Source organism: uncultured Eubacterium sp. (genome assembly GCF_937958975.1).
GTDB lineage: Bacteria > Bacillota > Clostridia > Lachnospirales > Lachnospiraceae > Eubacterium_G.
The window spans coordinates 1-8328 of the sequence record NZ_CALGRE010000056.1 but is presented as its reverse complement, the minus strand read 5'-3'; the positions used below and the strand labels follow the sequence as shown (position 1 = coordinate 8328).

The window sequence follows — 8328 nt, the reverse complement described above, 5'->3', positions numbered from 1 at the left end:
AATTTCCCAAAACTTTTTCATTTGCTATGTGCACCTTATCCACACCGTCGCTCGTCTTAGCACTACCGCCAATAATTTTTATTTCAGTTGTATTTGGTTCATAACCGCTTAACCGTCCGTATGTATATGTGTTTCCACCGTCGCTGTTTTTAATGATTTTATTACCGCTCAAATCAATATAGAAATTACCTAATCCCCTACTGTTTTCAGGCTGAAAAAGTTCAAACGAGACAGTTAAATATCCCGTTGCCTCTATGAAATCTGTTGGCTTTTTATCAAGAAGTCTAGCTATATCATAAGACCAACCGTTTCCATATACGTCTGAGCCGCATAAAAACTTAACAGCATTTCCGTTTCCTGATGGGTCTTTTGATATTTTGGCTTCTACCCCTGCATTTAACGACAACGGCTCCCAACCTGTAGAGCAATTAGAGACAAGTTTGCCGTCAGGCACCGAAAAATTATTTGTAGTCGCGTTCTCTCCATAAGGATATAATTTTATATCAACAACGTCTAAAACCCCATTCAAATTCAAAATTCTTTGTTCTATTTGTGTCATTCTAACGACTATATTATCAGGGTCTATATCTCCCCATGATTCGTTTAATTCAGCAAAATAATCTGATATAGTATTTTGATAACTTTCAGTTATATCGTTCCAGGTATAACCCTCTTGATACTCAATTTTGGAAATAACCTCTATTCCAACCGTTTCTACAGCTGATACAGTAACTCTATGTCCTATTGGTGCCATTCCAAAACCGTTGCCGCTGTTAACAACCGGGTCAATTAACGTTTGCACACTGCCAACCAACTCGTGAGACGGCTCGTTATATTCGCTGTCGCAGATAATAACGCCAACAGTACCGCCGCCTGATGGCGTTCTTATCAATCGGCAAGCTCCTACACCATTTATAGACCTGATATATCTCTTGTAGTCAGCACGGTTGCCGCCAAAAGGTGGGTTTAAAATAGTATCAAAATATCTGTTCCTAAATTTTTCCGTAGTCTCTGTGTCTGTACCATAAGTAGCAATGCCAACAATTTTAGCAACAGTTAATCCTTCTATGTCGGTTATGGGTATTAAGTTTCCGGTTTGATTGCCTTTACTCCCGGTTGTTTCACACATCATCAAATAATAATATAACCGTGCATTGTCCCCATCCCATTTGGGACTTTCAGACATTACTATATAATTTAATTCGCTGTCTTGTAAGCTGAATCGTGTTCCCTCAGGTATTTTCTTGTTAAATTCACCCCTAACAATGGCATAAGTGGCTTCATTAAGAGATAAATTTTTCATTTTGGCATGTCTCTTCAAATATTCTATGCTTGCAGTATCGGGAAAGGCTTCTTTTTCTATTGCTTGTAACATAAGATATATTTTTGCAAATTCCAAACTTGCCGGGGCTACAGCGTTATAAATCAATGAGCCTTGTCTTTTATCAATTTTACTTGGTACTCTTTGCAACATTCTATTTGTTATATCTCCAAAATCATAGTTGCTAGTAATCATGCTTCTATCACCTCATTTATGTAGAGCGTATCTGATATTTTGTTCTTCACCGCAAAACTAACATCATATTTGCCTCTTTCTATATGGTTAATTTTAAAATCTATAATGTCCGTTATCCTATCATCTTGTAATAATGCTTCACGTATTCTACATTGCAGTTCAGGCACAACAAAATCTTTTCTCATACCGTATAGAGGGTCAATATCTGTAGCATAATCCCAACTATATATTGGATAACGATACCTTTGAGTTAGTAAAATTAAGTGTATTGATTGCTGTAACGCTTTTACGCCGTCAATTGACCCAGCTATACATTTGTTTTCCCAATCTATTTCATATGTTTTAGAGGGGTATATAACTATTTTAGTATCAATAATTTTTTCTCTAGGCGTAGATATAATTGGTAACATTACACAACCCCCAATACAACATGTCTTTGACCGCCCTGCATTTTAAGCAGTGCAACTTTGTCTCCTACCTTTAGGCTGTTATCAATTTCTATTGTGTGTCTATGCGGCGGACTACCGCTGCTTGTAGTTGTATATGTTTTTTTATCAAAACATAGCGGTAGTATTATAAGACTTCCGCTTATAGGTTTTTCATATCCAACATCTATTTGCAACGGCTCGGCAGAAACAACTGTTCCAAACACAGCGTTAGCCGGAACTGTTTCTTTAACAGCCTGAACGGCAACACGTTTTACCGCCCTTGTAAATTCCGTTATATCAATCATATAAATTGCCCTCCTACTAAATGTAAATCCATAAAATGCTCTCCATTTTTAAAAGTATGTTTAACGCTAAAACACTCCATCCACTTTTTTTGAATTACATCACCTAAATTAAATTCAATATATACCTGTGTTCCCCCCCTTACTGTTACATCACCTAACGCGCCTTTTATATCAAGTTTTCTTATTTTATTTGTTGTTATTTTTATAATCTCATCAGCTTTTTTGGCTCCGTCCTCTCCCTCGTCAAGAGTATCACAATATTGCAACACTCCATATTTTGGATATTCAGCAGACTTATCTCTGATGTATACTTCTCTTACTCCCGTTTGCTCATTATCGTAATATAATTTAACCCTTGTGTAAGTGCCCTCGTCTATAGTTGTTGTATAATCAAAATCTTGTGCTGTAAAGTCACACACAACATAATTTTTCTTATACCAGAATTTAGGAGCCAGAACCAGCGAGCCAAAATTATCCCATAATAAAAAACGATAGCCGCCATGGGCTACCGTATAATCTAATGCGTCCTCAATTATTTGAAAAACCTGAATATTATCACAAACTGTAAGGGGTAATTTAACGCCTGTGTCCTCAAGCTGACCATATGCTATTTTATAATCATTACAAATAGATTTTATTATTTCTGTAGCTGTACAGCCCTCAAACACAAAACAGTCACTATTCTTAAAATATCTCGTTTGGTCATAAGCAGTTACTTTTATGTGATGTTGCTTAGTCCGTTGTTTTTGGAATATGAATCCATAAAATACAGGTGCACCCCGATACTTAAATATAACCTGGTCTCCCTCCTCAAATGATACGTATTCATCTTTGATTACCGTAAATGCTAATTGTGCCGGACTTCCGTATGCTTCCGTTTCCCATATTATTTCATCAACTACAACAGGCTTATATATCGCCCCTTCTGCACCTACTATATATAGCTCTATGTTATTCTGATTCAGCATCTTTTTGCTGTTAAGAGGGTTTTCTCTAAAATCAACACTTGCGCCTATATATGACATAGTTTGTGCGGAAGTTATAGGAACAGATGTTGAATTGTTACATTCGCCGCTGTCCGAACCGTCAATCGAATAGTTACCGCTTCGCATTTTAGCGAGATTATCTTGTCCCTCGCTGTCACTTTCAACACCGCTTCCCAAATCTGCGCTCGCTACATCTCCGCCTGTCAAATTCTTATATACAGCAGATACGCCCCCATACCATTGATTATTGGTGCCGTATGGGTCGTTAGCTGCTCCAACAGGACAATATTTTTCTTGTATCTGTTTAAAATTTAATCCTTGATGTAGATAATTTCGTGATATATTAGATATACATTTAGTCAAGCCTTGCTCCAAGCTGTCAAATTTTGTGAATATCATAGAGCCGCTTCCTGACATATATCCAAAGAAATTATAGTTCCTTTCAGCAGGTCCGTAATCACCGTAAGAACTTTCAAAGCATGCTATAGAAGCCGCAAATGCAGGGTTAACTTGATATGCTATACATATTTCGCAGAATAATTTCCCCTGATTTGCAAGTCCGCCCTTAAATATTTCGTTCAATTTATCCGCTGTAACAATATCAGACCATGTTTTTAAATTCAGTGACGGCTTGCTGCTGTTTAAACCGTTAAACGGCGGCGTTACGTAGCAGTAATCAGAAACATTGCGGGTATTAGAAGCAACACTATCGCTAAAGTTTCCCTCCACACTTGAGAAACTTCCATTTGCGGCGTCCGTTCTTACTATTCCTATATGTGAAGCCCAATCAACCCCGTTATAATCTTCTAAAAACAAATCCCCGATTTTTGGTGAATAGCCACTTCCTTTACCGTGAAATGTACCCTTTCCCTCATTTTCTGCCATGTATGCAAAAGCCGCCGCTGCGCCTTGAGTTCCATAAACACTGATTCCGGCTGTTTTTAAACACCAAGACACAAAATACGCACACCACGGGTCACCGGTACTATCATATTCTTTGTATACACCGCTATTTTCAGTGTATCCTATTTCCTTTTCTGCGATTTCTACTAACTGTTTTGCCGTAGCCAGTTTTGTTCACCTCTTTTAACAAAAAAGACACCCTCTCAGGTGTCTTCACAAATATTTATTTATAATATTCTTGCCCGTCTACTATTACTGATGTCACTGACTTCCCATCCGGTGTATATGTAACTTTAAACTCGCTACGTATCATAGCGCCAAAACTATTTTGAGAATCAACATACGCCTGAACTGTTATTTCTTCTTTGTTTTTTGAAAAACTATAGTCCAAGATAGTTGGGAATTTAGCTGTTGATGGTGATTTTAATATACTTTTTATTATCTGCTCTGTATTATACATCAAATCATTTGTTTCCGAATCTGTCAACGTATAATTTTTTATATTATCAACTGGAATACCATTTTCACATAACACTTTATCTACATATTTTAGCGTAACAATTTGATTTTCCTGTGTTGTATAGACAATTATATTTTTTATATTATTTGCTGTCATTCTGTAACCAATAAGTCCGTCATGGTCTAACATTTCATCATGATTAACATCACCTATTTCTTCAATTCCACATTGCGCCAAGATACTGTCAATCGCTGTTGCTTGCTCTTCAGTTGCTTGTGCTGTTATTGCAAGATTGCTATGCTTAACTGTATTGACACTGTTTTCAGTGCTAGCAAAATTTACAATACAAACCACGAAAAATATAAGACCTAAAGCAATTACAAGAGTAATTATCCCACCACGTCTCTTTACTCCATTATTCTTCTGTTGTTTTGTCCTGCAAAGTAACACCACTAAATCAATAGCAATTAATATTACTAAAAAAGGAGACCCCTCCCCTAGACTTTTAGTCATTGCAAAAACAAGAAACATCAAAACACTAAAAGCTATTAGTACAATACTTATTACTTTTTTGGCACCTAAAGAAACTTTTATATTTTGGCTATTTGCTGATTTAAACATATTGTTTGTATTTTTAGTCGATGAATCTTGTTGTATTTGGCTTGAATTGTTGTTATTTTTTAATTCATTGCCACAACCGCTACAATATAGCTCTCCTTTTTTAGTTTTTTTTCCGCATTTTTCACAATACATTTTTTTATTACCTCCCATATAATATATTGTAATTAATATATCATATGAGAAAAATATTGTCAATTACATTTATCATAACGGGATATAGTTTTCAGGTGTAGGACAATCTTTTCCGAAAATACCAGCTCGGGCAAAAATACAAATTTGACGTATCATGTCATCAGTCAACCCAAGTTCTCCGCTATCGTCTCCTTTTAAAATTAAAACGGACAGCCAAATATTTTATGCTGTCCGCCACTATTAAATTTCTGCTGGTTCTGCGTAAAATTTGCGAATCAACTTTATAATCAATTATCATAATTATTATTCTCCAACGCCTTAATTTTTTCTGCTTGCTTTTCCGTCAATACTCCGAGTGATATATAACGCATAAGCTGACTATTGGTTACATATCCTTTTTCGTATCTGTTTTTAATCTTTTCATACATTGTTTTCACCCCCTCCCAAAAGTTGTAATTCGAGGTCTGTTATGTATTGTCCCTGTTCGATTAATTCTAACTCTAAATCAGTCTGAGCTTGACCCAATGTTTTAATTTCATTAAGCAGATTTGCATTGTTAAGACGGGATTTTTCCAAAAGGTATTTTATATATTCTGTTTCTCCCATTTCATAAGCCTGCATAACTTGAGATTCGGTCGTAAATTTTCTGCCCTCAAGCCACAGTATTTCTGACACATCAAGGGGAACAATCTCCGCTGGCAAGTCGCTGATTTGCTGGTGCAGTTCCAATGACTGATTAGCTTCAACTTCGTCCAAATGATAAAATTCAAGTTTTGTACCATGCTCATTTGTTACAACCGTTTTATATTTGCATATATGGCAAATACCATTTATAAGTCTATACTTCATTTTAGACACCTCACTTTCTTAAATATGTAACTTTTAAATTAGGCAAACTTGAATCTGCTGCTATATCTCCAAATGTACCTTCGACATTATCAATATATATGTTAGTTAAATTTCCACACACAGAAAATGCGTTAGTGGCAAGAGATGTACAACTATTAGGTATAAAGACCGTTTTAAGTCCATAACTAGCCCAAAAGCCTTGACTTTTAATTGTCTTGACTTTTGGCATGATTATTGTTGTCATACCCGAATTATCATCAATTGAACGTGATTCAACTGTTTCAAGATTTGGTGCATAAACAATTCCTTTTAGTTTATTATCAGGATTATAATTATCCGAATATTGATACATCTGAGTTACAGTATCTGAAATAACCGTAATAGTGTTGCCCAGCATTTCGAGTAATGGAACTATGTTAATCCCAGTATTAGCAAGCATTTGTATCAGCATAATCAAGCTATTATTTTGTTCTGTTATTTTGGATAGTAATTCAGCTGTGTTATTTTCTACTTCATTTTCTAATTCATTAATAGCATCTACAATGCTTGATTGATTAGTTGTATATAATCTCCCCAGTTGACCCACATCTTTAAGATAATATCTATCGTCTGTAATGTCATATCTAACTATCTTATACCTCCTGAATTGCAGACTTTCACTTTCACTGTTACTACCGTTTCCAATTTGCACAGCATTTTGAGCCAAACTTTCCGCAACATCTCCTATTGCAACGGAATCAATCCCGGAAGCAATTGACCCATGACCTATTGATACACTATCATTTGTACCTTCCGCTCCGGCTCCAATTGCTATTCCATATTCTCCGGTGGAGCTTATACCGCTTCCAATTGATATACTGCCGACTTTTCCGGCTTCCGCTCCTCCGGCTACAAATCCGTTATTTGTAACTTTATCCGCTTTTTTTGATATTGACGTTATCAACTCATTTATCGCTGTAACGATATTTGTTTTAGCCGTTGTAGTAAGATTTGATAAATTGCCTATCTTTTGTTCTATGTTTGATATATTAGACATTGTTGCTATCGGAGAGAAATTACCCCAATTCGCCGGAACACCTAACACACCCAAACGGACCGAGACTTGATTTTCATGAAATAAAACTTGCATTACTACTGTTTCCTTTGTATCTTCTGCCGTATTAGTAGAGGAGACATCAAAAACAAAAAGCGTAAAATCTCCCTTTTGCTTCATGGACTGATTATTCCATATTCCTTTATAAAAACCTGGACTTATTTGTGTATTAAATACGCTTTCGGTGCCGTTCAGTGTCCCTATATCTTCTATTTCTGTTTTTGTATTTAAAACAGTGTCAATTTTATCAAAATTGTTATTAAAATCCATAATGTTATAAACATCTGTTAATGACGGTTTTTTTAAACCGTATATTTTTGTAGTTGTAGCCATGTCTAACCTCCCAAAACATTTTCTTTCAGCGCATAATGTGTAAATCTACCTAAATAATCATGCGTATATAATCCTAAAGTCTCATAGGTGTTATATAACAGCTTGACATCTATAATCATATTAAGCGGCACCATTTTTTCAATCATTTTTATAATTTCTGCTAATTGGTTTTTTCTGCTCAATGACAATCTGACCGTAACTTTATAATTTTTTACATCTATACTAACAGTAACATTTCCTTTGCCTACAAGCATTTCTAATCTTTCCAGCATTGTTATTTCCGTGTATGGCGTATCTCCAAAATATATAGACTTTATTCTAAATCTTCTGTCTTCTAACGTATCAGTTTCACGCATAGATATTTTTAATATGTCTTCCCAGCGTTTACACCCTTGCTCGTTTAAAAAATTAAAGAAAAAGTTATTTAATAACTTTTCAATTTCTTTTTCGAGAAGCAAAAATTCAACGTCATACGTTTTGCATAATTCGGCAAAATCAATTATGTCATGAAAGAATTCAGGCAAATATTTTAATGTGTATATTTTCCCCATATTTTCACCTACTCCGTTATATATACCGCAGACACATTTTTAATATACGTTTCTATATCATTGGTATGTTGTGGATTGTCAGAAAGCTGTATATTAAGATATAATGAAGACGGGTCAACAGTTGACGGGAATCCCGTAACAATATGTTCTC

9 protein-coding genes are annotated in these 8328 nt (G+C 35.4%); all 9 read right to left on the bottom strand.

What is annotated here, in order from left to right; translation table 11 throughout:
* On the bottom strand, window positions 1–1516 hold a 1516-nt coding region (locus tag Q5O86_RS10465), incomplete at its 3' end, for a baseplate J/gp47 family protein (RefSeq protein WP_302627094.1).
* Window positions 1513–1926 (bottom strand): DUF2634 domain-containing protein, encoded by a 414-nt coding sequence (locus Q5O86_RS10460; protein WP_302627093.1) that lies wholly within the window; start codon window positions 1924–1926, stop codon window positions 1513–1515. The genes Q5O86_RS10460 and Q5O86_RS10465, both read right to left, overlap by 4 nt.
* Window positions 1926–2249: a DUF2577 domain-containing protein gene (locus Q5O86_RS10455; protein ID WP_102366098.1), complete on the bottom strand. Its 324-nt coding sequence runs from the start codon at window positions 2247–2249 to the stop codon at window positions 1926–1928. Before Q5O86_RS10455 ends, Q5O86_RS10460 begins: the two co-directional genes overlap by 1 nt.
* Window positions 2246–4264 (bottom strand): CHAP domain-containing protein, encoded by a 2019-nt coding sequence (locus Q5O86_RS10450; protein ID WP_302627095.1) that lies wholly within the window; start codon window positions 4262–4264, stop codon window positions 2246–2248. The genes Q5O86_RS10455 and Q5O86_RS10450 overlap by 4 nt, the downstream gene beginning before the upstream one ends.
* Before the next feature lie 97 nt (window positions 4265–4361).
* Window positions 4362–5351, bottom strand: coding sequence for a hypothetical protein (locus Q5O86_RS10445; protein ID WP_302627092.1), 990 nt, complete (start codon window positions 5349–5351; stop codon window positions 4362–4364).
* 287 nt (window positions 5352–5638) lie between these two features.
* Window positions 5639–5779, bottom strand: coding sequence for an XkdX family protein (locus tag Q5O86_RS10440; protein WP_302627091.1), 141 nt, complete (start codon window positions 5777–5779; stop codon window positions 5639–5641).
* Window positions 5772–6200 carry a hypothetical protein gene (locus Q5O86_RS10435; RefSeq protein ID WP_302627090.1) on the bottom strand — a complete coding sequence of 143 codons (429 nt, stop codon included), beginning with the start codon at window positions 6198–6200 and terminating at the stop codon, window positions 5772–5774. Before Q5O86_RS10435 ends, Q5O86_RS10440 begins: the two co-directional genes overlap by 8 nt.
* A gap of 10 nt (window positions 6201–6210) precedes the next feature.
* The gene (locus Q5O86_RS10430; RefSeq protein ID WP_302627089.1) at window positions 6211–7626 is read right to left on the bottom strand and encodes a leucine-rich repeat protein; all 1416 of its coding nucleotides are present in this window, start codon (window positions 7624–7626) and stop codon (window positions 6211–6213) included.
* 2 nt (window positions 7627–7628) lie between these two features.
* Window positions 7629–8177 (bottom strand): putative phage tail protein, encoded by a 549-nt coding sequence (locus Q5O86_RS10425; RefSeq protein WP_102366101.1) that lies wholly within the window; start codon window positions 8175–8177, stop codon window positions 7629–7631.
* Window positions 8178–8328 lie beyond the last annotated feature (151 nt).